Origin of the sequence: Flavobacterium sp. (assembly GCF_039930565.1) — a bacterium.
GTDB lineage: Bacteria > Bacteroidota > Bacteroidia > Flavobacteriales > Flavobacteriaceae > Flavobacterium.
Genome location: NZ_JBDTTP010000008.1, coordinates 1 through 25,460, shown reverse-complemented (window position 1 = coordinate 25,460; position 25,460 = coordinate 1). Strand labels below are relative to the sequence as shown.

At 34.2% G+C, this 25,460-nt stretch carries 22 protein-coding genes; 6 read left to right on the top strand and 16 right to left on the bottom strand.

The window, feature by feature from the left end:
- Positions 1–15: 15 nt before the first annotated feature.
- From ABI657_RS03830 to ABI657_RS03790, 9 genes are all read right to left on the bottom strand, one after another.
- A complete protein-coding gene (locus ABI657_RS03830; RefSeq protein ID WP_348095918.1) occupies positions 16–672 on the bottom strand; it encodes a hypothetical protein in 657 nt (218 codons plus the stop codon).
- Complete coding sequence (locus tag ABI657_RS03825; protein ID WP_348095917.1) at positions 673–1,707, bottom strand: D-alanine--D-alanine ligase; 1,035 nt, start codon at positions 1,705–1,707, stop codon at positions 673–675.
- A 9-nt stretch (positions 1,708–1,716) separates the two neighbouring features.
- Positions 1,717–2,427 carry an NRDE family protein gene (locus ABI657_RS03820; RefSeq protein ID WP_348095916.1) on the bottom strand — a complete coding sequence of 237 codons (711 nt, stop codon included), beginning with the start codon at positions 2,425–2,427 and terminating at the stop codon, positions 1,717–1,719.
- The gene (locus tag ABI657_RS03815) at positions 2,415–2,903 is read right to left on the bottom strand and encodes a DinB family protein (RefSeq protein ID WP_348095915.1); all 489 of its coding nucleotides are present in this window, start codon (positions 2,901–2,903) and stop codon (positions 2,415–2,417) included. The genes ABI657_RS03820 and ABI657_RS03815 overlap by 13 nt, the downstream gene beginning before the upstream one ends.
- A 2-nt stretch (positions 2,904–2,905) precedes the next feature.
- Positions 2,906–3,295: a DoxX family protein gene (locus tag ABI657_RS03810; RefSeq protein WP_348095914.1), complete on the bottom strand. Its 390-nt coding sequence runs from the start codon at positions 3,293–3,295 to the stop codon at positions 2,906–2,908.
- A gap of 4 nt (positions 3,296–3,299) precedes the next feature.
- Positions 3,300–3,758, bottom strand: a complete 459-nt coding sequence (locus ABI657_RS03805; RefSeq protein WP_348095913.1) for a YHS domain-containing (seleno)protein — start codon at positions 3,756–3,758, stop codon at positions 3,300–3,302.
- A gap of 6 nt (positions 3,759–3,764) precedes the next feature.
- Positions 3,765–4,361: a peroxiredoxin family protein gene (locus tag ABI657_RS03800; RefSeq protein ID WP_348095912.1), complete on the bottom strand. Its 597-nt coding sequence runs from the start codon at positions 4,359–4,361 to the stop codon at positions 3,765–3,767.
- A gap of 90 nt (positions 4,362–4,451) precedes the next feature.
- Positions 4,452–5,129, bottom strand: a complete 678-nt coding sequence (locus ABI657_RS03795; protein WP_348095911.1) for a Crp/Fnr family transcriptional regulator — start codon at positions 5,127–5,129, stop codon at positions 4,452–4,454.
- A 98-nt stretch (positions 5,130–5,227) separates the two neighbouring features.
- The gene (locus tag ABI657_RS03790; protein WP_348095910.1) at positions 5,228–6,370 is read right to left on the bottom strand and encodes an acyl-CoA dehydrogenase family protein; all 1,143 of its coding nucleotides are present in this window, start codon (positions 6,368–6,370) and stop codon (positions 5,228–5,230) included.
- Between the two features lie 431 nt (positions 6,371–6,801).
- Between ABI657_RS03790 and ABI657_RS03785 the strand changes: the two genes are divergently transcribed.
- A complete protein-coding gene (locus ABI657_RS03785) occupies positions 6,802–7,386 on the top strand; it encodes a chalcone isomerase family protein (RefSeq protein ID WP_348095909.1) in 585 nt (194 codons plus the stop codon).
- A 204-nt stretch (positions 7,387–7,590) separates the two neighbouring features.
- Here the strand turns inward: ABI657_RS03785 and ABI657_RS03780 are convergent, their stop codons facing one another.
- The 5 genes from ABI657_RS03780 to ABI657_RS03760 form a co-directional block, all read right to left on the bottom strand.
- Positions 7,591–9,168: an aldehyde dehydrogenase (NADP(+)) gene (locus ABI657_RS03780; RefSeq protein WP_348095908.1), complete on the bottom strand. Its 1,578-nt coding sequence runs from the start codon at positions 9,166–9,168 to the stop codon at positions 7,591–7,593.
- Between the two features lie 168 nt (positions 9,169–9,336).
- Positions 9,337–10,170 (bottom strand): fumarylacetoacetate hydrolase family protein, encoded by an 834-nt coding sequence (locus ABI657_RS03775; RefSeq protein WP_348095907.1) that lies wholly within the window; start codon positions 10,168–10,170, stop codon positions 9,337–9,339.
- Entirely contained in the window at positions 10,171–11,520 is a 1,350-nt protein-coding gene (locus ABI657_RS03770; RefSeq protein ID WP_348095906.1) for a gluconate:H+ symporter, read from the bottom strand.
- Positions 11,521–11,525: 5 nt separating this feature from the next.
- Positions 11,526–13,247, bottom strand: coding sequence for an IlvD/Edd family dehydratase (locus tag ABI657_RS03765; protein ID WP_348095905.1), 1,722 nt, complete (start codon positions 13,245–13,247; stop codon positions 11,526–11,528).
- Positions 13,248–13,365: 118 nt separating this feature from the next.
- A complete protein-coding gene (locus ABI657_RS03760; protein WP_348095904.1) occupies positions 13,366–14,520 on the bottom strand; it encodes an endo-1,4-beta-xylanase in 1,155 nt (384 codons plus the stop codon).
- Between the two features lie 626 nt (positions 14,521–15,146).
- On the opposite strand from ABI657_RS03760, the gene ABI657_RS03755 reads away from it, so the two are divergent.
- The 4 genes from ABI657_RS03755 (at position 15,147) to ABI657_RS03740 (ending at position 22,404) form a co-directional block, all read left to right on the top strand.
- Entirely contained in the window at positions 15,147–18,248 is a 3,102-nt protein-coding gene (locus ABI657_RS03755; protein WP_348095903.1) for a SusC/RagA family TonB-linked outer membrane protein, read from the top strand.
- 12 nt (positions 18,249–18,260) lie between these two features.
- Positions 18,261–19,784 (top strand): SusD/RagB family nutrient-binding outer membrane lipoprotein, encoded by a 1,524-nt coding sequence (locus ABI657_RS03750; protein ID WP_348095902.1) that lies wholly within the window; start codon positions 18,261–18,263, stop codon positions 19,782–19,784.
- Between the two features lie 314 nt (positions 19,785–20,098).
- Positions 20,099–21,325 carry a Glu/Leu/Phe/Val dehydrogenase dimerization domain-containing protein gene (locus ABI657_RS03745; protein WP_348095901.1) on the top strand — a complete coding sequence of 409 codons (1,227 nt, stop codon included), beginning with the start codon at positions 20,099–20,101 and terminating at the stop codon, positions 21,323–21,325.
- Between the two features lie 176 nt (positions 21,326–21,501).
- The gene (locus ABI657_RS03740; protein WP_348095900.1) at positions 21,502–22,404 is read left to right on the top strand and encodes an energy transducer TonB; all 903 of its coding nucleotides are present in this window, start codon (positions 21,502–21,504) and stop codon (positions 22,402–22,404) included.
- A gap of 382 nt (positions 22,405–22,786) precedes the next feature.
- Here the strand turns inward: ABI657_RS03740 and ABI657_RS03735 are convergent, their stop codons facing one another.
- On the bottom strand, positions 22,787–23,182 hold the full coding sequence (locus ABI657_RS03735; RefSeq protein WP_348095899.1) for a biopolymer transporter ExbD: 396 nt from the start codon (positions 23,180–23,182) through the stop codon (positions 22,787–22,789).
- Between the two features lie 3 nt (positions 23,183–23,185).
- Entirely contained in the window at positions 23,186–23,878 is a 693-nt protein-coding gene (locus ABI657_RS03730; RefSeq protein ID WP_348095898.1) for a MotA/TolQ/ExbB proton channel family protein, read from the bottom strand.
- Between the two features lie 128 nt (positions 23,879–24,006).
- On the opposite strand from ABI657_RS03730, the gene ABI657_RS03725 reads away from it, so the two are divergent.
- A complete protein-coding gene (locus ABI657_RS03725; RefSeq protein ID WP_348095897.1) occupies positions 24,007–25,233 on the top strand; it encodes a folylpolyglutamate synthase/dihydrofolate synthase family protein in 1,227 nt (408 codons plus the stop codon).
- Positions 25,234–25,460 lie beyond the last annotated feature (227 nt).

The following is a 25,460-nucleotide window of genomic DNA, read 5'->3' as shown; positions in this document are numbered from 1 at the left end:
TAATAGCTCCAGAAATTAAGGTTCTAAAGCTGGTTTTTTAAAATACTTTTTATAGATTTTAAACGCCTGCATAATTCCTAAAACAATAAAAAATAACGGAATAAAAACAGGCAATATATACTTTGAAAATTGGTTTGTTTTTTCAAAAACAGTTTGCAAAATTACAATTAAACTAAACATTCCTAAAAAACTGCCAATTAAAGTTCCTGCAATATAATAATATTTTAACTTTTTTTCTATTATAATATACTTTCCATTAAGCAAATATAAATTCCAGCTGGTCCAAAATGGAATCTGCAAAAAATTGATACAGTTTAAAATTATACCAATTCCAAAAGAAGAATAGATCAAATATTTATTTAAATCAACATCAGAAGTTGATGATTGATTGAAATTGAAATAAAAAAGAAAAGCCAAAACAAACATAAATCCGATTGCAAAGAAATCGATTATCTTAATTAATTTTTTATTGTTTATTAGTTGTTTTGCAAAAATGAGCGTAAAATAAATCACAAAAGTTTCTATAAAAATGACTCCAAATAAAAAGAAAATTAGATCCTGAAGTCCTGATTTTGAATAAATCCCTAATCCAATTAAATTCAGATATCCCAATGGAATCGAACCGATGAAACTCACCAGAAATCCTATTGCGATATTCTTTATCTTTTTCATTTAAAAATTTGCTATTTTATTATTCTGAGCCAAATGCAATTTGTATTCCCGAATTCCCTCTTTATGATCTAAATACGGCACTCCCCTTTTATGATTTTCAATACTAATTTCATACATAAATGTTATATGCCTGGCCAGTTCTTTCCAGGCAAACCAAATTGAATGGTTAGGATCATAAATATGTGTTGGTTCACTCGCAGCTCCGTTAAGTTCTACAATTTGAAAATTTTCCCCGCGTTCTAATTCTTCAAAATTATTGTACATAATATCAAAACGCCCGAAGTAAAACTCCGGAATTTGTTGTGCTATTTCATCAATCGTAGCTGTTAATTTTGGCGTAATCAAATTACTTCCATCGAGAAATTTTGCACCCCGGGCATGATTTCCAAACGGAACTAAATTTATCGCTTCGTCTTTTTGTAAAACCCGCTGCAACTGATCACCGTATTCTTCTTTTAAAACTTCAAGCTGTAACTGAAATCTTGGTGTTTTACAAATTAAATCTTCAATTGTCGAATTTCCATCGCCTGTAACTATTAAAAATTCTTTAGAAACGATTCCGGTAATTTTTCCTTGTTTTTCAAGCGGATGACGTACATAGAAAATCCCAAACTCTTTTTTAAACGGAATTAAATCTTGTATTAAAAAATCGAAATTGGCTTTTTCGGCATATGTATTCAATTCACAAACAGTTTTTATTTTTTTTACGCCAGAGCCACGCAAACCAATATCCGGTTTGGCAATCAGGGGGAAATAAATTTTGTTTTCGACTATCGCATCCACGATATTTTTTAAATCAGTGTTTTGTTTAACTAAAATAGTTTTTGGATAATATTCTTTTGGAATCAAATCATAAATCTGCTTTTTGCTTTCCATCATAAATCCGCCATTTTTTATTTTAGGATTTGACGCATTAAAGAAGAAAATTGATCTGGCCCGGATTGAATAATAGGCCCAAAGAAAATAGATAGGAACATATAATACCTGAAAAGGCCAATATTCCCAATTAGTGATTTTATGAATAAGTAGTTTCATCTCTGTTTTTTAGATACTTATAAATGAAGTCGAAAAATCTTGTGCATTTACTAAATCATGATACCGTATTATTCCTTTATTTTGGATAACTAGTGCCTGGGTAACACTTACCGTTTTCACTGTATTTTCTCTGTTTATAATCAAACCGTTTTCAGAATCATTTTGTTGAGTTGTAGTATGGAAACTAAACATTTCCCGTGCTGAAACTTCATTTTTGTTTCTTAAAAAATCATGAAACCAGAAAGCCCTTTTTTTTCTCATTTCATCAGAATATAACGTAACAGAAGACCAAATGTGGTTTTGAAATTCATTCAATTGTTTCATTGTTTTCTCAAAACCGTCCCATATCAACTCGTATAATTTTCTACTCTGATACAAAACCAATGTAAAAGGTTCAATATTGCTTAAATTAATTTGTGACCAAAAATCCTTGGGTGATTGATCGGAAATAATATCCAACGCAATTAATCCTCGACTTTTTCTATACGAAAATAAAGGATTGTGTTTTACAATTCCTCCATTCAATAGTACCAATACAGTTCCGTTTTCGTCCATTGCAAACCATGTTCCACCAGCTTTTGGATCTTTTGGATACACAATATTTTTACCGTTCAACAAATAATTTTTTGGCTCAATAGCGCCTGGACGAATTACTTTTTCATCCCGGTTAGAAGTTAAAATGACTTCTCCATTATTATTTACAAAACTTACTGTACACACTTATTTCTATATTCTATGGTTGAGCGGGCTACGCCAAAATTTTCATTAATCGAAATGTTTTCCATTTGCAAAACAGCCACTTTAATCAGTGCCTGATGATGAATACAATGTTCCAGATTATAAAGTAACTCTCTATAATAGCTGCTTTGAATCCGGATCGCAAGTCCATTCACCACTTGTTCTACGTACATTTTTTTGTTTTCTGTCCGCAACCCTGTTTTTATTTCGTTAATACATTCTTTAGCAATTGTAGTTTCTGTTTGAATTTTTTCGTTTCTTTTTCGACTATCATAATTTAGAATTCCTAATTCATAACCATTATCCAGACATTGAAACATTTCGATAATATGTCTTGTATGTTCGCCAATTGTTGCATTACTTAAAGCTTTGCAATATTTCGAATATTCATTATCAGATAACTGATCTAAAATATAAATTAATTCATCCAAACTCTGGCATATTGATTTTACTAACATGATTATTTTATTTTTAGAAAGTTAAAAAATATTTTCCTGTAATGATGCAGCAATCCTAAACAACATACAAACACAATTACAGCAAGACCAAAGAGCAAACCTCCATCACCTTTAATCTGTATTCCTAAAACCAATAAATGTGAAAAAATGGCACCTGTCATTATTACTAAACCACATAATGCCCCAATCCATGTTGTTCTTGGAATTAAAATCAGAATAACAACAATTAACTCCGCAATTCCTGTTCCAATTCTTCCATAAGGTTCTACTCCTAAAGTTGAAAAAATATAAATACTTTCTTCTGCTCCGTTAAATTTAAAAAACAAAGTTTGCAACAAAATAGCTGCAGCTATTATTCTTAAAATCCAGATTATGAATTTCTTTTTTATCATAACGCTATTTGATTATATTTTTCCAGTTACTATCTGCTTTTACTTTTAAAACTGTTTCATTTTTGTTCCAGCTTTTTAACGTGTTGTTAAAATAAGCATTGTAAAATAAATATAATTTCCCATTAATAATTTTAAAAGTTTCAGGATTTATTTCAATTTTATCACCTGTGCTTCCCATTGCATACGCACACCATCCTCCATATTGAGGTTCATATTCTGAAGGTTTCTTTAAAAAAGCCTCTTTATTCTGGTTGGAAGAAAACTTATAAATTACTCCCTGATACGAGGCAGAAACTTCTTTTTTTCCTTTTACTGCTTTCCCGTTAGTAAAATAAGCTACCGGATCAAATCCCTGAATTGCTATTTTATTTTCTAAATTATAATGACTTATCCTTTTTGAATCATTTTGACCATATAAAACAACGGAAACAAGTATAAATAAAAATACTACTGCTTTTTTCATTTTAGTTTAATTTAAGTTTTTTAATATTGAAATCAACAATTGGGATGAAATACGATGTTTAAAATCGGGCGAAATATATTCGAACAAAATGTCGGAATTTGTATCTACAATAAAAACAGAGGGAACGGGCAAAATGTTGCTATTGGCTCCATTAGAATTTACGTTAATTATCGATTTATAGTTTTCAGGAGCTTCAAAAGCAATTCCAATTGCTTTAATTAGTTCTCCTTTTGAATCAGAAAGCAAAGTGTATTTTACTTTATCTTTTTCTTCTGTAATCTTTAAATTTTCAGAAGCATCAGGACTTACTGCAATAATTTGATATCCCAAATCCAGAATTTGTTTTTCGGCTTCAGCTAATGCCTGCAAATGCATGTTGCAATAAGGGCACCAGCCGCCCCTGTAAAAAACCAGAACTGTTTTTTTCTTTTTTAGCAAATCATAAACTTTTACATCTGTATTATCAGTTGATTTTAAAATAAAGCTTGGAATCTTCTCTCCTATTAGTAACGGAGAAATATCATTTGCGTTTTTGGGAATTGTGTTTTGTGCATTGGCGAACATCGTTATACCGACAAAAACAATAAAAATTAGCTTTTTCATAATTTTAATTTTATATCTTATTTGATAATGTAAAATTATTTTATTGTGAAAAATCAAAATGTCAGCTGATTTACACTTTGTTAAAAATAATTATATTTTGGTGATATCCTGAATGATAATTTCTTTTCTGCTGTAAGTTAAAAGATAATTATTTTCCATTTCATTAAGCAATTGTGTGGCCGTTTGTCTTGAAGTACAAATTATTTGTGCGATATCATTTTGCGTTAGATAGTTCTCTAATTTTACTACATTTTCGTTGCGAATACCTTCCTGCTCAGCCCAGTCTCTAAGGAATTGATATAATCTGGTTTTGGCATCCTTAGAAATTAAATTGGCGTAACTGTTTTTGATTCGTTTCATCTTTAAACCAACAAACTTAGTGTAAGAAAGAGCCAAAGTTGGATTCTTAAGTAATAAATCTTCGAAATCGGATAATAGAAAGCTGCAAATTGCAACATCATCTGAAAGGACTTTTGCGTATTCTTCATTTTTAAAATCACTTTCCAAAGTCAATTCTCCAAATAAATCTCCTTTCTGGATGATATCTTTTATCGTTTCGTTACCATCATCATCAACTGCAACAATTTTAATATTCCCTTTTTTAAGTAAAAATATACGAGGCAGGTCTGAAGAGGAAAAATAAATTATTTCCCCTTTTGATGCTTTTTTAAAACCTGTGATAATGCACAATTGCTTAATTTGACTATAACTCAAAGTTCTAAACAATTTATGATCCCTTAAATACCAATATTTTAAATCTTCATACATACAAATTGCTTTGTGTAAATGTAATAATTTTAAGGAGCAAATAAAAAACCCTTTCAAACAAGTGTCTGAAAGGGTTTAATCCTATATTTTTGATTAATTTATCCTGCAATAACAGCTCTTGAAATTACAATTTTCTGAATTTCTGAAGTCCCTTCGTAAATCTGAGTAATTTTGGCATCGCGCATAAAACGTTCTACGTGATATTCTTTTACGTAACCGTTTCCTCCATGAATTTGCACAGCTTCTACCGCGGTATCCATAGCTACCTGCGATGCAAATAATTTCGCCATTGCACCACTTACATCATAATTTTTATGCTGGTCTTTGTCCCAGGCAGCTTTCATACAAAGATGACGTGCCGCCTCAATATTCACAGCCATATCAGCAAGTTTAAAAGCAATAGCCTGATGATTGCAAATCTCTGTTCCAAAGGCTTTACGTTCTTTAGAATATTTCAAAGCCAGCTCATACGCTCCTGAAGCGATTCCCAACGCCTGAGATGCAATCCCGATACGACCTCCAGCAAGTGTTTTCATGGCAAATTTGAATCCGAAACCATCTTCTCCAATTCTATTTTCTTTAGGAACTTTTACATCATTAAACATTAATGAATGTGTATCAGAACCACGAATACCCATTTTTTGCTCTTTTGGACCTACTGAAAACCCCGGCATGTCTTTGGTCATGATTAAGGCGTTGATTCCTTTATGTTTTAATTCGGCATGGGTTTGGGCAATTACCAAATAAACTGATGCTGTATTTCCATTTGTAATCCAGTTTTTTGTTCCGTTTACCAAATAATGATCTCCCATATCTATTGCTGAAGTTTTTTGAGAGGTTGCATCACTTCCTGCCTCCGGTTCGCTTAAACAGAAAGCACCATGAATTTCACCCGATGCCAGACCCGGCAAATATTTTTGTTTTTGTTCTTCAGTTCCAAATTCCTGTATTCCCCAACAAACCAATGAATTATTTACAGACATTACTACAGAAGCAGATGCATCTACCTTGGAAATTTCTTCCATAGCAATCACGTAAGATATGGTATCAAGACCACTTCCGCCGTATTTAGGATCAACCATCATTCCCATAAATCCAAGTTCTCCCATTTTTTTTACTTGTTCTGTTGGAAAAATTTGCTTTTCATCACGTTCAATTACTCCTTCCAACAATTCATTTTGCGCAAAATCCCTGGCAGCTTGCTGAATCATTAAATGTTCCTCGGTAAGATTAAAATCCATAGTAATTTTTTTAATTATTAAGGCTTTTCTACTGTCTGTTTAGTTTAAAAAAGCTTTCCAAAGATAAATTTTAAATATTAAATAACAATGCATGCATAGTATTTTAAGTTTTAATTAAAAAATACTATAACGTTTTCGTAATTATTTTGAATTTAAGTTTGGTAAAGATGAAAACTAATACATTTTCTTTAAAATTTAAGAGTAAAATTATAGATAAAAAAGAGTACTGCATAAACCTTTAATAATTTATATAATACTGAAAACCAAGGCTTGCAAATACACGTATATTTACGTAAACCAAATCTTACTATTTTGATTTAAAAACGAATACATTTTAAAAATATAAAAAATATCACAAAAAACATTAGGCTAAAGAGCGTTCTTTTAACAAATTAGCATTAATTTTGCAAAAACAAAAAATCCGAAAGACCATGAAAAAGATTCTACTATTTACATTTATTTTAAGTTTACAATTCACTACAATTAATGCGCAGAAGAAATTGGAAGTAGGCGGTGTTACTATACCAAGAACGCTTGATTTTAAAGGAAAAACATTGACCTTAAATGGTGTTGGGCAACGTTCTAAAATGTTTACAGAATTGTATGTGCAAGCCTTATATTTATCACAATTAACACAAGATGCAAATCTTATTTTAGAAAGTGATATAGAAATGGCAATCAGAATTCAGATAACATCATCTTTGGTTACTTCTAAAAAATTATCCAAAGCACTGGCAAAAGGAATGGAAAAATCCGTTGGGGAAGAAGGAATGTTAAAGTTAATAAAGGAAGTAGATCAACTAGAAGCCTTAATAGGTCGTGAAATTACAAAAGCAGGTGATAGTTTTAACTTAATCTACAATCCTTTAGACAGATCATTATGGATTTATAAAAATGACAAATACGAAGGAAAAATTGAAAGCTTCGAATTTAAAAAAGCATTCTTTGGTATTTGGCTTTCAGAAAATCCTGTAGATAAAGATTTGAAGGAAGAATTATTGGGCAAAAACAACTAATCAACAAGACAGAACTCGTCTATGAATGATTTCTTATACAATTCTTAATATATAGATGTTAGTGCTAAATGCAATCTTGTTCTTGAAAGAGATCCTAATTAAAATGCCAGGTAAATCAATTAACCTGGCATTTTAATATACTCAAAGAAGCAACATTCCTTTTTTTCTAACCTCATTTTTTTAACTTACAATCTTCGAATTGAATTATTTTGTTATTTCACCATCTACAATTCTAAAAATTTGCAATGGGTTTTCATTTTTTAATTCGTTTGGCAATAAATGATTAGGGAAATTTTGGTAACAAAAAGGTCTTGTAAATCTTGAAATTGCACCTGTACCAACTGATGTGGAACGACTATTTGTTGTTGATGGAAATGGCCCGCCATGAACCATAGAATGACACACCTCAACTCCCGTTGGATAATTATTGAGGATTAGCCTGCCTACTTTTTGCTCCAAAATCTGAATTAAATCTGTATAATTGTTCAGATCTTCTTCGGTCCCAAAAATTGTTGCGGTTAAATGTCCTTGTAGTTTATTGGCTGATGCTAATAATTCTTCTCTAGAATCTGCTGTAATAGTTATTGTTGAAGGTCCAAAATTTTCTTCTTCTAAATAATTTTCTTTAATGAAATTTTTTGCCGAAGTTTCAAAAACATAAGATGTTCCTTTGTAGCCTTCATCATTAACTTTGCCTTTTGCTAATAAATTCACTCCATTTTTACTATTCAAAAAAGCGATGCCTTCATCAAATGCCTTTTTAATTCCGCCATTCAGCATCGTATTGGCTTCAACCTGCTCAAAATGTTCAGAAACAGCTTGTTTAAAACCAGACAAAACTTCTGCATTTTCTAAAAATACAATTCCCGGATTGGTACAAAACTGACCTACACCCAGTGTAACAGAATTTGTTAATCCCTGTGCAATTTCGTTGCCATTTTGTTTTAACGCTTGTGGCAAAATAAAAACAGGGTTACTGCTTCCCATTTCGGCATATACAGGAATTGGTTCCGGCCTATTATTTGCGGCATCAAAAATTGCTTTTCCACCTTTATTAGAACCTGTAAAACCAATCGCTTTAATTAAAGGATGATTTACAATAGCCATACCAATGGCAACAGATTGTCCTTGAACTAATGAGAAAACCCCTTTTGGCATATTGCATTTTTCAGCAGCTTTATTAATCGCAAAAGCAATCATTTCGCAAGTTCCAGGATGTGACGGGTGTCCTTTTACAACAATTGTACACCCACTTGCCAGTGCCGAAGCGGTATCACCTCCTGCAACCGAAAAAGCTAAAGGAAAATTACTTGCTCCAAAAATACCTACTGCTCCCAATGGTTTTTGCATAGAGCGAATATCCACTTTTGGCAATGGTTCCCGATTTGGAATAGCATTATCGATACGGGCATCTACCCATGAACCCTCACGTAGTAATGATGCAAATAATTTTAATTGTCCCATCGTCCTGCCACGCTCTCCCGTGATTCTTCCAACAGGCAAACCTGATTCAGCACAACAACACTCTATTAAAGCATCTCCTAAATTTAAAATTTCATCGGCTATTGTCTCTAAAAAACCAGCCTTTTCAGTACCACTTTTTTTTCCATAAACAGCAAATGCTTCATTCGCTTTTGTAGCTGCTTTATTTACCTCTTCTATAGTCGCTTCATGAAAATCTGTTGGCAACTCTGAAGCGTCAAATGGATTAACTGCTTTAAACGTACTTTTCCCTTCTGATGATAATAATCCTGCGATATAATTTCCTCCTGTCAAATCCATTTTTTCTGTTTTTTTATTATTTTTTAGCTGACTAAATCTATTTTAAACTTTGTCAGGGCGCCCATCTTTTTTCTAATATGTTGCTATTAACTAAATTCATAGGATATATGTTCACAAGAGAATCTATAGTCCGCTTTCATTAGACAAGAAAAACAACACCTTTTAATATCATCGTACATAATTGATTAATGTACCGATGTGATCGATTGTAATTTGAATTTCGTCATTACTTTTCAAAGTAAAATCAGTTGTTGGCACAATACCCGTACCCGTCATCAATAAACATCCATGTGGAAAAGTACATTCTCTAAAAAGGTAATCAACCAATTCTTGAAGTTTCCTTTTGATTTTATTAATGCTAGTCGTTTCGTTAAAAATAACTTCCGAGTCTCTAATTACTTTTAAATGGATTTCGGTATCTAAAGGTAACGGTTTTTCGGTTACCAGAATGCAAGGACCTACACCCGCACAGGCATCAAATGTTTTGGCCTGTGGTAAATACAGAGGGTTTTCACCTTCAATACTTCTTGAACTCATGTCGTTTCCAACGGTGTAACCTATAATTTTTCCGCTTGAAGTAATAACTAATGTTAATTCGGGTTCCGGAACATCCCAACTAGAATCTTTTCTAATATTTACTTTTCCTCCAGAAGGGACCGAACGTTGTGCTGTCGCTTTAAAGAACAATTCGGGTCTGTCGGCATGATATACACGTTCGTAAAAGTCAGCACCTCCTGCATCTTTACTTTCTTCCTGTCGTGCCATTTTGCTGTTAAAATAGGTAACCCCACTAGCCCAGATTTCTTGATTTTCTAATGGTGCTTTTAAATAATTATCAATCAAATTCTGAGCATTAGCTATTGAAGTACTGGTGATTACAAAGCTTTTTAAATTCTCGAATAAGTTGTCATCATTAATTAATTCATCCCAATTTTTAGTATGGAGATAAAACATATTTTCTGATTCGATTAAAATACCTTTTGATGTGTTGTAAATTTTCATCTATGTTAAAATTAAATATAATATGTATAGTAATAGTGCTGATGATGTTCCTAAAATAAATGTTCCTAAACTATGGAAACGGTAACCCATTTTTATATCCATTCCGGAAAGCCTTGTTACTACCCAAAAGAAACTGTCATTTGCGTGAGAAATCACAGAAGAACCTGCGCCAATAGCAATAACAACCATAGCTTTTTGCAATTCGGTTTCAAAACCTAGAGTAGCCATCATGGGAGCTATAATTGATGCAGTTGTAATTAACGCTACTGTTGATGATCCCTGAGCTGTTTTTATAGCTGCTGCTAATAAAAACGGCAACCAAATACTAATGTTTATGTTTGATAAAGCTTCGCCTAAAGTAATTGCAATTCCTGAATCCCTAAGTACTTGTCCAAATATTCCTCCAGCTCCTGTAATCAGTAAAATGGATGACGCACCTTCCAGGGCACTACCAATCCAACCTGATGTTGAAAACATATCGCTGTTCAATTTTTTTGGAAGTGTAAAAGATAAAAAACAACCTATTAATAAAGCAATGAAAGGTTCACCTAAAAAATATAGTATTTTTATAAAGGCTGGAAATGATTCATAATCATCCGTTTTGTAGCCTAAAACCGTGGTCAATAATGATTTTATAACGATTAAGATTATTGGTGCAAAAATTGGAATAGTTGCTTTATAGGCACTTGGTGCCGTTTTTAAGCGTTCTGTAATTTCTTCATCTGTAATTTCCGGATCCGGGTCTATATATGTTTTTGAAACAACTTTATTAATAAATATTAAACTGATCATTAAAGCAAATACGCTAATAGGAATTCCTAACAACATCACTAAACCTAAATCTGCATTTAAGTAATGAGCTGCCGCTACCGGTCCGGGAGTAGGTGGTATTAAGGTATGCGATGCTGTTAAGCCAAGTGCCAGCGCAATAGCTGTTCCTGACAATGAGATACCTGCTTTTTTTGATAAACTTTTATTTAGTGGTGCCAATAACATAAAACCACTATCGGCAAAAACAGGGATAGAAACAAACCATCCGATAATTCCCATTGCAAAAGGAATTTTTTTCTTTCCTGTAAATTTTAGGACTTTTTCGGCTAAAGCATAAGCGCCTCCGGAATTTTCCAGAAAAGCTCCAATGATGACACCTAAAATAATAATCATTCCAATGCTTCCTAAAGTGTTTCCAAAACCTTTGTTTACGGAATCTATGATTTGATTTAAAGGCATGCCAACAGCAATACCATAACAAATAGCTACTAAAAGTAAAGCTACAAAGGGATGCACCTTCCATTTAGCTGTTAGCAAAATGATAAGCAAAACGGATAATAACAGATAAAATACTATCATATTTTTTAGTGTAAATCTCTATCTACTTGTGAGCCTGAACCTCCCACTAAAACATCTAAATCAGCACCAAGTTCAGCACCTTCAACATGATCTAAATACAAACGCACATAACCTCTTGTTGCCATAGGCTCCGGAGCTTTCCATGCTGATTTTCTTTTGGCAATTTCTTCATCTGAAATATTCAGTTGAAGCAATCTTTTCTCCACATCCAAAGTAATCATATCGCCGTTTTGAACAATGGCTAATGTTCCGCCTATTGTTGACTCTGGAGAAACATGAAGTACAACAGTTCCATAAGCTGTTCCACTCATGCGGCCATCCGAAATACGAATCATATCCTTAATTCCTTTCATAATCAGTTTTTCGGGAAGATCCACATTACCAACTTCAGGCATTCCTGGATATCCTTTTGGACCTACTCCTTTGAGTACAATTACACAATTTTCATCAATATCCAAATCGGGTGTATCAATACGTTCATGATAATCTTCCATGCTTTCAAAAACTACGGCTCTTCCTGTATGTTTCATAAGTCTTGGAGTAGCGGCAGAAGGTTTTATAACAGAGCCATTCTCACACAAATTCCCCTTCAATACTGCTATTCCTGCATTTTTTTGTAAAGGAGTGTCTATTTTGGCTATCACTTCCTCATCATAACATTTGGCTTTTACGTAGTTTTCTCTAAACGTTTTTCCATTTGCTGTAATGATATCCTGGTGTAATAAATTCCCTAATTCTTTCATAACAACTGGTAAGCCTCCGGCATAAAAGAAATCCTCCATAAGGAATTTTCCAGAAGGCATTAAATTTACCAATAATGGAATATGACTGCCAACAGAATCAAAATCCTCCAATTTTAAATCAACTCCTATGCGACGTGCAATGGCAATTAAGTGAATGATTAAATTGGTCGATCCCCCAACCGCTGCATTGGTAACAATAGCATTCTCAAAAGCCTTTCTTGTCAGGATTTTAGACATGGTTAAATCTTCTTTTACCATCTCTACAATACGACGACCAGAAAGTTGCTGCATTACTTTTTTTCGGGAATCTGCTGCAGGAATTGATGAAAACCCAGGAAGCGTTAATCCAAGTGCCTCGGCCATTGTAGCCATAGTTGAAGCGGTTCCCATGGTATTGCAATGTCCAATACTACGTGCCGCACAAATTTCGGCTTCGCGCATATCTTCAGCATCAAATTCCTCTGTTTTTTGTTTTTCTTTTATCATCCAGTTAAATGACCCCGATCCTATAGTACCTCCTCTAAAACGACCATTCAGCATCGGTCCTCCTGGAACTACGATAGTAGGCAAATCAACACTGCAAGCTCCCATAATAGTGGAAGGAGTTGTTTTATCACAGCCTGTTAACAACACAATACCATCTAAAGGATTGGCACGAATAGATTCTTCTACATCCATACTCGCTAAATTTCGAAACAGCATGGTAGTTGGCCGCATTATGGTTTCCCCAAGTGACATCACTGGAAATTCCAATGGAAAACCTCCCGCTTCAAGAATCCCTCTTTTTACAATTTCTGCAACATCTCTAAGATGTCCGTTACAAGGTGTTAATTCTGACCATGTATTGCAAATTCCTATGACAGGTTTTCCTTCAAAATAATCGTCTGGATATCCTTGGTTGCGAAGCCAGGAACGGTGTACAAATCCCATTTTGTCGTTCCCGCCAAACCATTCCTGACTACGGAGTTTTTTTTTATTATTCATTGATTTACTGATGATTAATTATTTTTATTTTTTACGCAATCGATTGCTTTTTTAAACAAATATATTATAAATATTCTTATATCAAAATGAAAAAGCAGTTTTAAACAAGAGCCTTTTTCTAATTCTTTTTTATATTCAGGATCGCTTTTAAGGCAGGCTTAGGCTTTTTATTGCGATCATATAGTAATGGATAATTAGTTCTGTTTGCAATAGGATAATCATTTTTCCATGACATCCCATCATGTAATCCCCAGAAAGTAACGCGGTCTATCTTATCACGCTTTTTATAAAATATTTCAAACAATTCCGCATATCTGTTGGCTAATTGTTGTTGTATATCTGTTGGTAAACCATTTTTATAGGGGTCTAGAAATGCTTTAAATTCTTCTAATTCGTATTGGGGGTGCAATAATCCGGTACCTATAATTTGCCCTTCTTTTGTTAATGGCAATACGTCAATATCCAATTCCGTAATCATTACTTTTACGCCTAATGAAGCAAAGGAGTCTATTGCCGCTTCAATATATTCTTTTTTTGGATAATTCAGTCCCCAATGCCCCTGGATACCAATACCATCAATTCTCACACCTTCTTTTTTCAGCATTCTTACCATACGCATGATACCATCTCTTTTAGTTGGCCGCCAGACGTTAAAATCGTTATAATATAATTCTGTGTTGGGTGCATATTTACTGGTGAATTTAAATGCATTTTTCACTAAAGTATCACCATTACCAATACTATTGACCCAGGTTGTTGGGCGATAAGAGCCATTTTCGTCAAGCACTTCATTTACAACATCCCAGGCTTGTACCTTACCGGCATACCTCCCTGCAATAGCCTCAATATGCTTTCTCATTTGTTCCATTTGAGCTTCCTTTGTATTAGGTTTTCCATTTTTATCCTTAAAAAACCAATCCGGTGTTTGATTGTGCCATATTAAAGTATGTCCAATTACAAACATTTTATTTTTTTTGCCAAACTCCACAAAGTCATCTGCAGGTGTGAAATTATAAACTCCTGGTTTTGGATTTATCCTTTCCGCTTTCATTACATTTTCCGGAGTGATGGAGTTAAATTGTTTCAGAATAATATTTTGAGAAACGGAGTCTTTTCCGGATGAGATTTCTTCATTTATGGCAATCCCAATTAAAAATTCATTTTTAAAAGACTCTTTTAAGGTTAAAGTTGATTGTTTGTCATTTTCTAAATTATGTCTTTTGCAATTAATAAAAATAACAAAAATGGCTATGATGATTACTCTAAATTTCATATGCTTTATGATTAAATTTTTTCGAAAAGATAATAAAATTATTTTATCATAATCAAAATGTTTCAAAATGCAAATTGTATGTTATTAAAAATCAGAGTTATATGTGTTAATTTTTAAAATTTAAAAATGTAAAAAACACACGTATTAAAAAATAAAATAAGTTAAATACTATTAAAAATTAAAAATATTTTGGTGTGTTTTTTATTTTTTTAAAGGTTGTTTTTTTAAGAAAAAAATAAAATACTAATGCTGATTGAGTAATTATATATACTTGTTAAAAAAAATAAAAAATATCCAAATCCTGCGTATTTATTAGCATTTGCATCATCTCTCTGGTCAAATCCCAATTTAAGAACAAATGAGCAAAAAATAATTAATTACTAAAAAAATGACTGATTTTTTTTTACATATCATAAAAATAACAATGAAAATAAAATTATAATGCATTAATTTTTTTGTTCTTTTTATTTTGATTTTGATTTTTATTTATTTATTTGCTTTGTTAACCCCAACTTTTTTATTAAACAAATCAAATAAACAAGTCAATTATGAAGAGTAAAATTAAAATTTATTGCAAACCGAAACATCTTCTGCAACAAGTATATAGCCTTCGAACAGCTATTTTTATGATCACTATGTTTGGCATTTTTAATCAAACACAAGCCCAAACCGTTAAAGGTATTGTTTCAGATGATAAAGGAGAACCATTATTCGGTGTAAACGTTGTATTAAAAAACACAAAAACTGGTATTTCTACAGATCTGGATGGAAAATTCGAAATTTCTATTGGCAATCAAAGTAATGCAACTTTGCTATTTAATTATCTGGGATACAAAGAAAAAGAAGTCTTAGTTGCTGGTAAAACAGTTGTAAATGTAACTCTTACTCAAAGCGAATCTGCTCTGGACGAAGTGGTAGTTACTGCATTGGGAATTAAAAAAGAATCAAAAAAACTAGGATATTCTGTTGAAACTGTCAACAATGATGATCTTCAGAAAAACAGAAATGCCAACATGATGGCATCTCTTGAAGGCAAGGTTGCGGGTTTGGATATTTCACCTCCTTCTGCAGGTGCAGGTGCAAGTGCAAAAATTCGTTTGCGTGGTCAATCAGCATTTGCCGGAGCAAGCAATTCACCCCTTATTGTGATCAATGGTCTTCCTATGGATCAAAATGCCCGTGGCGCGAATGGAAACGATTCACGCGATTTAGGGGATAATTTACAAGGTATAAATCCAGATGACATCGAAAGCATGACGGTCTTAAAAGGAGCTACTGCAGCGGCGTTATATGGATATCGGGCTGCAAATGGAGCTATAATCATTACTACTAAAAGCGGGAAAAAAAATCAGGGAATAGGGGTCGAATTTACCACTAATTTTACAAGTCAGTCTGTTTTAGATTATTCCGATTTTCAAAAAGTATATGGTCAGGGTGTTGGTGGAAATAAACCAACCTCGGCAGCAGATGCCGCTTCAAATGGGCAGTACGGTTTTGGAGCTAAATTAGATGGCTTACCAACCTTTAATTACGATGGTGTTTTACGCCCATATTCTTATGATAACAACAGGATTAAGGGGTTTTACAGAACTGGTCTGTTATTTTCCAACACAGTTGCTTTTTCTGGCGGTGGTGAAAATGGCAGTTTTAGAGCCTCCTTTTCTCATTCGCATGCCGATGGTATTCAACCCGACAATGAATACACTAAAAAAATTGCTAATTTAGGTTTAAACCATAACCTTTCTAAAAAACTTAGTGTAGCAGTAAATTTAAACTACACTCATGAAGATAATATTAATCCTCCGGAAGTAGGTGCTCAGGGGGCAGGAGCTCCGAACTTTCTTTACAGGATGGCAGGATCTATTCCTTTAGTGGCTTTTAAAACCAGCGTAGTAGACCCCGCAACAACAACGGAATGGAGAAATTCCGGGTTTCAAAGCACCGTAATAAACCCCTACTACAATTTGGGACGCCAATTCTTTAATGATGTTAGGGACCGTTTCCTTATGACAGCTTCTTTAAAATACGAATTAACCGATTGGTTATATGCTCAGGGTAGAATTAACTATGATTATTCAGATAATGAAAGAGAATTTAATACTCCTACCGGAAGAGGTTCGTCGACACCCAGAAATGGTGCAAATACAGGTTATAATGGCACATATGAAATACGAAATTTCAGAGGCACAGATTTAAATGCTGATTTCTTAATCGGTGCAAATAAGACATTTGGAGATTTTTCTGTTGATTTAAGTGTCGGGGGCAATATATATAAAACCAAATCTTCAGACTCCAGACAATTTGTAACCGATTTTACAGTGCGAGATCTCTATTCCATAGAAAATGGTATTACTAAAAATCAGAGCTATGGCATCGGAAGATCGCAGGTGAATTCCTTATATACTTTTGCCGACTTTGGCTATAAAAGCTTGTTTTTTTTAAATGTAACTGCCAGAAATGACTGGTATTCTGTATTGAACCCAAAAAACAATAGTTACTTATACCCGTCTGTGGGTGGTAGTTTTATTTTTTCAGAATTAATGAAAAACAGCGATTGGCTGAGTTATGGCAAGATAAGAGCCTCTTATGCAGAAGTTGGAAGTTCTAATGGTATTGGAGCATTTAATGGAAACCTAAACTATAGCATCAACCAAAATCAATTTAATGGTCAGGTTTTAGGATCTATTGCCGGTGATGGAAGTTCCCCTAATCAAAACCTAAAACCATTTACAGTGGCAGAAAAAGAAGTAGGACTAGAATTAAAAATGTTTAAAAGCAGAGTAAATTTGGATATTGCTGCGTTTGAAAAAACAACTACAGATCAAATTTTAAATGTTCAAATCTCAAGCACTTCTGGCTATACCTCTACTCCACAAAACCTAGCATCCTTACAAAATCGTGGTGTCGAATTTATGCTTGAAGTTATACCAGTAAAGACAAATAACTTTAGATGGGGCAGTACTTTCAATAGTACTTTTGTTGAAACAGAAGTATTGGAATTAGCTCCGGGTATCAATAATTTGGTAGTACAAAGTTATGGCGGAAATGAATTCTTAGGTCAATTGGTTTATCAGGTTGGACAACCTCTTAACCAGCTTTCCGCAAAAACATATAAGAGAGATGCTAATGGCAAGCTTCTTCTTGACAGCAGCGGACGTGTTCAGGCATCAACTGAATATGTGAATTTTGGTAGTGCATTACCAAAATGGACAGGTGGCTGGACCAATACTTTCTCTTATAAAAACATGAGTCTCTTAGTGTTTTTTGATTATAAATTAGGAGGAAAAGTTATTTCATCTACGGCTTTAAACGGTGCAAGACAAGGACTCAATAAATTGTCTTTATATGGTCGGGAAGGCAATGTTGTCCTTGATGGTATAATTGAAAGTACGGGCCAGCCCAATACAAATATATTAGATACAAGATCGTATTGGACGGATCATAGAAATGGACAAATTGGAGATCCCTTTATTTATAAATCTGATTTCGTTAAGTTGCGAACTATTACGTTTACCTATGACCTCACCAGTCTTATAAAACAAAATAATAATTTTATTCAGGGCCTTACTCTGGCAGCGTCCTGTCACAATGTACTTCTTATTGCAAGTGACCTACCAGACTTAGACCCTGAGGCATTTGCTTCTTCTGGAGATTATAGAGTTGGTTATGAGCAAGCTACACTACCAACAACTAGAAATTTTAGTATAAATTTAAACGTTAAATTTTAAAAAGTAATTGCTATGAAAACGATAAAAATAACTATTCTTATAGGTTCTTTATTTTTTGCGATGACAGGCTGCGATGATGGTTTTGAAGAACTAAACACCAATCCTTACGCTGTAACCACTCTTGATCCTTCGCTTTTATTTGCAGAATCGCAAAGACTAACTCCTGTTGGTACCTGGACCGGAGAAAGTACCATTGTGCAGCAGTTTGTGCTTGCCTACGATACCGGGGCTACATCTGGCGCTAATTTTAATGATGATACTGATAACTTAAACAATGATACCTGGGATGCTTACACTGAATCTATTAAATTAATTACTCAAAGTATTGCTAATATTGAAGGTAAGCCAGAACGTGCCAATTTATACAATATGCTTCGTATATGGAGATCTTATGTTTTTATGAATTTGGCAGATTCTTATGGAGATGTTCCTTACACACAAGCTGGAAAAGCTTACTTAGAAGGAAACTATGCTCCGGTATACGATGATGATGCAGCTATTTATGCTGATTTGTATACCGAAATAAAATCTGCTACAGCAGCATTGAATCCGTCAGGAGATATTGTTACTTCCGACCTTTTTTACAAAGGTGACATTGCAAAATGGAAAAAATTAGGCAATTCTATTTTATTGAGATTAGGAATGCGCTATTCAAAATTAGATCCAAATAAAGCAAAAAGCATTGTCATTGAAGCAATTGCCGGCGGTGTTATGCAGTCTAATGCCGATGACGCAATTTTAAAATTCAATGCCTTATTTATTACACCTCCGAACGAATCTATCAGAGCCCAAAACCCCTACACATATTATGCTGCTGAACCAATTGTCAATCAGTTTAAAGCAACTAGTGACCCAAGATCAACGTATCTTGTAGGCAAATATGCTGATCCAAATTTAGTTTTAGCAACTAATCCTGATACAGCAATTCCCAATCAGTTCGGTTTTCCTGTTGGATTTGATTCAGAATCCATTAAAACAAATCCTAATTACAGAGGTACAAGTGGAAGTGGTCTAAACTATTCACAGTTAAATTATAATGCCATTGCAAGTGCTCTGGCTCCTATATTCTTAGTTACAAATTCTCAAACCAAATTACTTTTGGCTGAGGCAACTGCAAGGGGCTGGATTACATCAGAAGGTACTGCCCAATCACTTTATGAGGCTGGAATTATAGCCAGCATGAATCAATATTCGCTTTATCCTGGTGGTTATGGTGCTATTTCAGTTGCAGACCAAAATACTTATATAGCACAACCTAACGTAACTTACAATACTGCTAATGCACTCACCTTGATTAATACGCAATATTGGATATCCAATTTTGGATATTCAATGGAAGCATTTGCAAACTTTAGAAGAACTGGAATTCCAGCGCTTGCACCTAATAGCTATAACAATAATCTTAACGGCGGTTTTATACGCAGATTTTCGTATCCGGATGTTGAAGCGTCAAGAAACTCAAAAAATTTCGCTGATGCTTCTGCTGCCATTGGAGGAGATGTTTTAACAACAAGAGTATTTTGGGACATTCCTTAGTATAATTAATACAATCCTATTATAGTATTTATTAAAAGGAGGTTCAACTAAAAATTATTAAACGACAGCAGAAAAAACATCTTTACTGCTGTCGTTTTTGTTTATAGTACAAAATTTTTTTCAGGAAGTTTGATTGAATACTGAACTAAATTATTTAAAAATCTGTGATGCCAATTCCTTTGTTTTCATCAAAATCTTATAGCAGTTGTCATAGTTGATGCCTTCATCTGCTGTAATTATAAAAAAAAAGACATAATACACATTTCTCATAAAAGCTTTTATATATTTGTTTAAAATAAATATATCACAACAATATGAAAGATTTATTGCAACAATTTGAAAATAAAGAACCTGAAATTGTTTTTAACTGGAAAGATTCTGAAACAGAAGCTGAAGGATGGACTGTAATTAATTCACTTCGTGGAGGAGCTGCGGGCGGAGGCACCAGAATGAGAAAAGGTCTTGATATGAATGAAGTATTGTCATTGGCTAAAACCATGGAAGTCAAATTTTCGGTTTCGGGTCCTGCAATTGGAGGCGCGAAATCCGGAATAAACTTTGACCCTAATGATCCTCGTAAAAAAGGAGTATTACAACGTTGGTACAAAGCGGTTTCCCCTTTATTGAAAAGTTATTACGGAACAGGCGGCGATTTGAATGTAGATGAGATTCACGAAGTTATCCCGATGACAGAAGAATGTGGCGTATGGCATCCTCAGGAAGGCGTTTTCAACGGGCATTTTAAACCTACGGAAGCTGATAAAATCAATAGAATCGGACAATTACGTCAGGGGGTTATCAAGGTAATTGAGAATCCTAAGTTTTCACCGGACGTTACCAGAAAATATACTGTTGCCGATATGATTACCGGTTTTGGGGTTGCCGAGGCTGTTCGTCATTATTATGCAATTTATGGCGGAGATATAAAAGGTAAAAAAGCAATTGTTCAGGGATTTGGCAATGTTGGCTCTGCAGCTGCTTTTTATCTGGCTGAAATGGGAGCCAAAGTAATTGGAATAATCGATCGTGACGGCGGATTAATTAATGAAGAAGGGTTTTCTTTTGAGGAAATCAGAACGCTGTTTTTAAATAAGGACGGAAACAAATTAGTCTCCGAAAATATGATTCCGTTTGATGAAATCAATTCGAAAATCTGGACAATTGGTGCTGAAATTTTTACGCCTTGTGCTGCTTCAAGATTGGTAAAACAATCACAAATTGATAGTTTGATTGTGAACGGACTAGAAGTTATTTCGTGCGGTGCCAACGTTCCTTTTGCAGACAAGGAAATTTTCTTCGGTCCTATTATGGAAGAAGTGGATCATAAAGTAAGCCTGATTCCTGATTTTATATCCAATTGCGGAATGGCGAGAGTGTTTGCTTATTTTATGGAGAAAAAAGTACAAATGACTGATGAGGCTATTTTTAACGATACATCTGAAATTATAAAAAATGCGATTGTAAAAGCTCATGCTTTGAATTCGTCGAAAACAAATATAAGTGCAACTGCTTTTGAGATTGCACTGAAACAATTAGTATAATTTTTATACGCCTTTTCTAACGAGCTAATTTTATTTGGCTCGTTTTTTTTTGTCCTGATTTAGTACTAATCTGGCAGAAAACTACTTCTATAAAATCACAACACTCCTTTCATTCTAAACAATTTTTAGTACTTTTAAACGTTTTTATTAAAATACAATTACAAATTCAGAATCAAATGAATTCTACCGATTCTTCAGATAAAAGGAAATCATTATTAATCTCTACAGCTATTTATGCTGTATTATTGCTGCTCCTGTTTTTTATCCGTTTTTGGCCTCCTTATAATCCTGAAAACAATTCGGCACTTGCAGCAGGCGGTGGCGGTGGTGGCGTAACCGTGAATTTTGGAGACAGTGATTTTGGATCTGGAGCCAATTATAAAAGTGAAGTACTGGATGTAAAAAATAATGCTAAACAAGCGACTGCCAAAGCAACTCCGGAAGAAGCAATTCTTACCCAGGAAAATACAGCAGCTGACGATGACAGAATAGTAATTCCCGCAAAAGAAAAGCCTAAAAAAAATACTCCCGTTGTAAAGCCGGAAGAAAAACCAGCTCCTCAAAAGCCAAAAGTTTCGAATTCTACCAATGATGCTTTATCCAGCATTTTAAAAGGATCCAACAAAGGCGGGGATGGTGATGATAAAACAGCAGGCAATAAAGGAAAAGCAGGCGGAAACTTAAGCTCTAAAGACTATTATGGCACTGGAGGTTCCGGTGGCGGAACTGGAGGAGGCAACGGTACCGGAAACGGCATTGGTACCGGAAGCGGTTACGGAGCCGGAAGCGGAGGAGGTTCTGGTGGCGGATCAGGATATTCATTAGGCAACCGAAAAGCATTATCGAAACCCGCGCCAAAATACACCTGTAATGAAGAAGGAAAAGTAGTTGTAGAAGTTACAGTCGACCAAAACGGAAAAACAATAAGCGCAACTCCGGGAGTAAAAGGAACGACTAATACGGCAAGCTGTTTACTGGAACAAGCTAAAATAGCTGCAATGAATACTAAATGGTCTCCTGATAGCAATGCTGCTGCAAAACAGGTTGGTAAAATTGTGTATAATTTTAGTTTGAATTAAAAACATAAATTTATACTATAAAAAAGGCTTTCTGGAGATTTTCAGAAAGCCTTTTTTATTCGCTCTTTTGGTCTAGTTTGCCATTTCGATCGAAGAGAGAAATCACACTCGTAACTCGACAAAGATTGACGATTTTAATTGCGAGTTTCTAGTGTGATTTCTCCCGTCGAAATGACATACTTTATGGCTACTTATTCTTTTATCTTCCTGCATCCCTCTTTCTTCTTTGCTCTTTCTTCTACTCTCTCTTTTTTTCCGCGTGAGGGATAGCAGCTGGCTACCGAAGTAGCGCGTATAGCCCGACCAGAATAAAAAAATGGGCCAGTCAACACCTTGCTGATTAGCCCATTTTGTTTATTGTGGTCACGCCCAAATGAATGTTTTATTTTGGACTTGTGGCAATTACGAATTTCAGATTGTTCTTTACCCCTATCTGCAATACATCAACCAAATCCTGTACCTGCAAATTGAACGGAATACGAACGACAACTGTCTGCTCTTTATCATCTCCAATTTTAGACATTAGCTGTGCTTCGAGGTTTTCAAAATCTACCGCTTCTTTGTCGATGTAGAATTTTTTATCTTCTGTAACTGACAAGCTTATTAATTGTTTGTTCGTTTTTTCATTGGCCTTAGCTTTCGGTAACGTCATTTTGATGACATTAGGATTTGCAAGTGTTGATATAATTAAGAAAAACAACAGCAGGAAAAACATAATATCACTTAATGAGGAGGTCGCCACCTCAGCATGAAATCTCCTTTTTCTTTTAATAGACATACGTTATGCTCTTTGAATTATATTGACAAAAGCTAATATTTGTTTCTGGATTTTCAAGGCAAAATCATCAATTTTACCGTTGAGGATGTGGTAAGCGCTATAGGCAATAATACCTACAATAAGTCCTGCGCCACTACTGATCATTTTTTCGTACAATCCTCCGGAAATGTTTCCGATACTAATGTTTTCTGTAACCGAAATGCTGTAGAAAATCTTGATTACCCCAGAAATAGTTCCAACAAACCCAAGGGTTGGTGCAATACCGGCAATTAGACCCAGATGTCCCAGTTTGCTTTCCATTTGAGCAATTTCGATATCGGCGGCACGGTCCATGTTGGATTCGATTTCTGCAATAGGCCTTCCAATAACCAAAACACCTTCTTTCAGGATATTCGCAGCCGAAGTATCACTTCTTTCTACAATTGTTCTGGCTAATTCAATATTTCCGGAATTAAGCTTATCGCCTACATCCATCATTAAACGATTGTCAATTTTTGAGGCTTTCGTAATGTATAAATAACGTTCTATAATCAGGTAAAAAGTATAAAATAATAAGATTGCTATTGGAATAAGGAAGAAACCTCCTTTTAAAATGAACCCTAAAACGGAAATTTCGGTTTCGGGAGCAATTTTTTCGATAACTACGTTAGATGCGTTTGCAATGGTATCTGTTTGTAATTGTATGAAGCTAAACATATATTAATTCTGGTTTATAATAATTAATTCTAAAAAATATTTCAAATTTGCAATAAAGATAATTTTCGCTATAATAGTAAACTAATAAAATTGAAAATTATTTCAATTAACCGCTATTTTAATCAAAAATGAACTATCAGGAAACCACCAATTGGATGTTTAACCAATTACCGATGTACCAGCTTCAGGGCGCTTCGGCTTACAAGGAAGATTTGACTAATATTAAAATGTTGGCTGAACATCTTGGTAATCCGCACGTTCAATTAAAGTGTATCCATGTTGCAGGAACAAATGGAAAAGGTTCTACTTCGCATATGCTGGCGTCGGTTTTGCAGGAAGCGGGATATAAAGTTGGACTCTATACATCACCCCATCTAAAGGATTTCAGGGAAAGGATTAAAATTGACGGTCAGGAAATTTCAGAAGATTTTGTTGTTAAATTTATCACTAAACACAAAACTTTTTTTGAATCCAATGACATGAGTTTTTTTGAAATGTCTGTTGGTTTGGCGTTTGATTATTTTGTTTCGGAAAAAGTTGAAATTGCCATTATTGAAGTCGGTTTGGGAGGAAGATTAGACGCTACTAATATTATTACCCCTTTAGTTTCTGTAATTACTAACATAGATTTAGATCATACACAGTTTTTAGGAAATACACCGGTTGCAATTGCGGGCGAAAAAGCTGGAATTATTAAACCCTACGTTCCAGTTGTTATTGGTGAATATACTCCGGAAACACAGCCTGTTTTTTTGGCTAAAGCCGAAGAAAATAAGGCATCTATTTATTTTGCATCCGATTTAATTACTGAAGTTTTTTCATCTGATCTAATTGGAGATTATCAGTTTCACAATAAAAAAACGGTTCAGCAGACTATCGCCGTTTTAAACAGTCAAAATGAATTTAAAGTTTCGTATGAGGACTTAAAAAAAGGATTACTAAACGTTTCCAAAAATACCGGTTTACAAGGAAGATGGCAGCAACTGGGAGAAAATCCGAAAACAATCTGTGACACGGCACACAACAAGCATGGTCTTGCAATTGTGATGAATCAGATTCAGAAAGAAAATTTTGAGAATCTTCATATTGTTTTGGGAGTTGTAAATGATAAAGACCTGGATTCAATTTTGCCTCTTTTTCCTAAAAAAGCACACTATTATTTCTGCAGACCGGATTCATCACGTGGCCTGTCAACTGAAATACTGAAAGAAGCTGCTGAAAAACATGGCTTAATTGGTGAAAAATATGACTCTGTTGAATATGCCTTTACAGCAGCTAAAGAAAATGCTAACCAAAATGACTTTATTTATGTTGGCGGAAGCACTTTTGTTGTAGCGGAGCTGCCGTTGGGTTAAATAAACCCAACTTATCATCAAAAAAGCTTAAAAATTTACTTTTATAATGGATTCAATTCCAATAAACTATAGATTTTAATTCAAATAAAATAAATTATTAATGCAATTTCTTTGGAGAACTAAAAAACTAACGTATATTTGCACTCGCAATAACGCAAGACATTGCAACCCGATAGGGCGATTAGCTCAGCTGGTTCAGAGCACCTCGTTTACACCGAGGGGGTCGG

Bases quoted from the DNA above. Each gene is read 5' to 3' on its own strand.
- ABI657_RS03765 (WP_348095905.1), bottom strand. From the start codon at position 13,247: ATGAATAATAAAAAAAAACTCCGTAGTCAGGAATGGTTTGGCGGGAAC.
- ABI657_RS03785 (WP_348095909.1), top strand. From the start codon at position 6,802: ATGAAAAAGATTCTACTATTTACATTTATTTTAAGTTTACAATTCACT.
- ABI657_RS03735 (WP_348095899.1), bottom strand. From the start codon at position 23,182: ATGTCTATTAAAAGAAAAAGGAGATTTCATGCTGAGGTGGCGACCTCC.
- ABI657_RS03825 (WP_348095917.1), bottom strand. From the start codon at position 1,707: ATGAAACTACTTATTCATAAAATCACTAATTGGGAATATTGGCCTTTT.
- ABI657_RS03770 (WP_348095906.1), bottom strand. From the start codon at position 11,520: ATGATAGTATTTTATCTGTTATTATCCGTTTTGCTTATCATTTTGCTA.
- ABI657_RS03815 (WP_348095915.1), bottom strand. From the start codon at position 2,903: ATGTTAGTAAAATCAATATGCCAGAGTTTGGATGAATTAATTTATATT.
- ABI657_RS03790 (WP_348095910.1), bottom strand. From the start codon at position 6,370: ATGGATTTTAATCTTACCGAGGAACATTTAATGATTCAGCAAGCTGCC.
- ABI657_RS03750 (WP_348095902.1), top strand. From the start codon at position 18,261: ATGAAAACGATAAAAATAACTATTCTTATAGGTTCTTTATTTTTTGCG.
- ABI657_RS03740 (WP_348095900.1), top strand. From the start codon at position 21,502: ATGAATTCTACCGATTCTTCAGATAAAAGGAAATCATTATTAATCTCT.
- ABI657_RS03795 (WP_348095911.1), bottom strand. From the start codon at position 5,129: ATGTATGAAGATTTAAAATATTGGTATTTAAGGGATCATAAATTGTTT.
- ABI657_RS03730 (WP_348095898.1), bottom strand. From the start codon at position 23,878: ATGTTTAGCTTCATACAATTACAAACAGATACCATTGCAAACGCATCT.
- ABI657_RS03755 (WP_348095903.1), top strand. From the start codon at position 15,147: ATGATCACTATGTTTGGCATTTTTAATCAAACACAAGCCCAAACCGTT.
- ABI657_RS03810 (WP_348095914.1), bottom strand. From the start codon at position 3,295: ATGATAAAAAAGAAATTCATAATCTGGATTTTAAGAATAATAGCTGCA.
- ABI657_RS03775 (WP_348095907.1), bottom strand. From the start codon at position 10,170: ATGAAAATTTACAACACATCAAAAGGTATTTTAATCGAATCAGAAAAT.
- ABI657_RS03830 (WP_348095918.1), bottom strand. From the start codon at position 672: ATGAAAAAGATAAAGAATATCGCAATAGGATTTCTGGTGAGTTTCATC.
- ABI657_RS03760 (WP_348095904.1), bottom strand. From the start codon at position 14,520: ATGAAATTTAGAGTAATCATCATAGCCATTTTTGTTATTTTTATTAAT.
- ABI657_RS03800 (WP_348095912.1), bottom strand. From the start codon at position 4,361: ATGAAAAAGCTAATTTTTATTGTTTTTGTCGGTATAACGATGTTCGCC.
- ABI657_RS03725 (WP_348095897.1), top strand. From the start codon at position 24,007: ATGAACTATCAGGAAACCACCAATTGGATGTTTAACCAATTACCGATG.
- ABI657_RS03745 (WP_348095901.1), top strand. From the start codon at position 20,099: ATGAAAGATTTATTGCAACAATTTGAAAATAAAGAACCTGAAATTGTT.
- ABI657_RS03780 (WP_348095908.1), bottom strand. From the start codon at position 9,168: ATGGATTTGACAGGAGGAAATTATATCGCAGGATTATTATCATCAGAA.
- ABI657_RS03805 (WP_348095913.1), bottom strand. From the start codon at position 3,758: ATGAAAAAAGCAGTAGTATTTTTATTTATACTTGTTTCCGTTGTTTTA.